Raw genomic sequence first — 2,329 nt, forward strand, 5'->3', positions numbered from 1 at the left:
TTGATACCCTAAAGGATATAGAAAACCTTTCTTCTCAAATATTCACACCGTATGAATTAAAAGAAGAAATATTTAACGAACTTAAAGATCCTCAAATAAAATTACTTTTAACAACTTTTAAAGAAAAACTTGAAGCACTAACAACTTTTAACAAGGATACGATCCTTGATACTATTAAACAAATAGGTAAAGACCTCAAAATTAAAGGAAAAGCCCTATACTTTCCTCTAAGACTTGCAATAACAATGAGCGAACAAGGAATTGAAGTGCATGAGTTCGTATATTTTATTGGACAAGAAGAAGCTATTTCAAGGCTTAACAAAGTTTTGGAGGCGTTAAATGCTTAAAATCTATAACGACTTATCAAGAAAACTGGAGAAGTTTACAACAAGAGAACCAAACAAGGTTTATATGTATGTATGTGGGCTTACTCCTTATGATTATGCTCATGCAGGTCATGGGAGATCTGCTGTTGTATATGATGTGATGCATAGGTATTTGACTTATCTTGGCTATGAAGTGATCCATATTTCTAACTTTACAGATATTGATGATAAAATTATATCAAGATCAAATGAGTTAAATATCAATTTTAAAGAACTTTCAGAACGTTATGCCTCGATTTACCTTGAGGACCTTAAAAAACTTGATGTATTACCACTTTTTGCTTACCCTAAAGCAACGCAATTTATTCCTGAAATTATTGATATGGTTAAAGAACTTATAGAAAAAGGTTATGCATATGAAATTTCCGATGGTATCTATTTTGATGTTTCTAAATTTAAAGATTATGGTAAGTTATCACATCGTAATGTTGAGGAATTGCAAGTTGGTGCAAGGGTTGAAGTAAATCCAGAGAAAAGAAATCCTCTTGATTTTGCCTTATGGAAAAAGGCAAAAGAAGGAGAGCCTTCTTGGGATAGTCTATGGGGTAAAGGGCGACCTGGTTGGCATATTGAATGTTCCGCAATGACTTTAAAAATCCTTGGCAATTCTTTTGATATACACGGTGGTGGCGATGACCTTATATTTCCGCACCATGAAAATGAAATTGCTCAATCTGAGGCTTATACTGGGGTTGAACCTTTTGTAAGATTCTGGGTGCATAATGGTATGCTAACCGTTGACAAAGAAAAGATGAGTAAATCTTTAAAAAACTTTTTTAATCTCCATACCTTACTTGAAAATTATGATGGAGAAATAATTCGTTTGTTTTATATCTCAGTTTCATATAGAAAGCCTTTGAATTTTGATTTGGAGAGTTTAGAGATTGCAGCCAAAAACTATAGTTATTTGCACAATAGTTACCTTGAGCTTAAAAATTATCTTTCAAAGGATAATCCATCTTCCATTGCTTTACAAGAAAGAATTTCTAATTGGAAAAAGCAATTTTTTGAAGCAATGGATGATGATTTTAATACTCCTGTTGCAATTTCTGTTCTCTTTGACGTTTTTAAATTTTTTAATGCGCATAAAGATGAAATTGGAAAAGAAGACTTGCAACAATTGGATAATTTCCTTAAGGATGTATTTTTTATTTTAGGTTTTGATAAAATTGGGGAACATAGGAGTATAGATTCATCTTTAAAAGAGAAACTTAAGAACTATTTTGAATCACTTAAAGAAATTGAGGAGTTAAAGCAATTGGTTGAAGGCTACAATTTTGAAGATGCAAAAGATATTATAAACGCTTTAATTGAGTTAAGAAACACTCTAAGGAGAGAGAAAAAGTTTCAACTTGCAGATAAATTGAGAAACGATTTAAAAACATTGGGAATAGTTTTGGAAGATACAAAAGAGGGAACAAAATATAGATTAGAGGCTACAAATGGATAAAGTTAAGGATGAATACTTTATCATTGGAAAAAATGCAGTTTTAGAGGCGTTAAGGGCACATTACCCTGTAAAGTCCCTAATCCTTGATAAAGATATTAATAAAAAAGAAGGAATAATTAGAAATATTTTTTCACTTGCAGATAGAAACAGTATACAGACCTACTTTAGAGATAAAAGTTGGTTTGATAGGCGTTTTAAAACTACAAATCACCAAGGTGTTGTTGCGGTGGGTGGTGGTTTTGTCTATGCAGATATTAATGAGCTTAAAATAAAAAAGGATTCTATATTTCTTATTCTTGACAGAATCCAAGACCCTCATAATTTGGGTGCAATAATAAGAACAGCAGAGGGAGCAGGAGTAAGGGATGTATTTATCCAGAAAAAGGAGGGATGTGATGTTACCGAAAGTGTAATGATTGTCTCTTCAGGAGCTGTCTTTCACATGCGGATTTATAAGGTTGCAAATATCATACAAGTTATAAGGTATTTAAAG

General features: G+C 32.0%; 3 protein-coding genes. All 3 read left to right on the forward strand.

Translation table 11 applies throughout. From position 1 onward, the window contains the following. Window positions 1–347: glutamate--tRNA ligase (locus K6343_04665; protein MEF3245257.1), on the forward strand; the 347-nt coding region annotated here is incomplete at its 5' end. Beyond that, window positions 340–1,836 carry a cysteine--tRNA ligase gene (gene cysS, locus K6343_04670; protein MEF3245258.1) on the forward strand — a complete coding sequence of 499 codons (1,497 nt, stop codon included), beginning with the start codon at window positions 340–342 and terminating at the stop codon, window positions 1,834–1,836. The genes K6343_04665 and cysS, both read left to right, overlap by 8 nt. Further along, window positions 1,829–2,329, forward strand: a 501-nt coding sequence (locus tag K6343_04675; GenBank protein ID MEF3245259.1) for a hypothetical protein, incomplete at its 3' end; no start/stop codon positions are given. The genes cysS and K6343_04675, both read left to right, overlap by 8 nt.

The sequence above is a fragment of the Caldisericaceae bacterium genome (assembly GCA_036574215.1).
Taxonomy (GTDB): Bacteria; Caldisericota; Caldisericia; order Caldisericales; family Caldisericaceae; genus Caldisericum.

What these genes read in the sequence shown, in the direction of transcription:
- cysS (MEF3245258.1), top strand. Translation starts at nt 340, where the DNA reads ATGCTTAAAATCTATAACGACTTATCAAGAAAACTGGAGAAGTTTACA.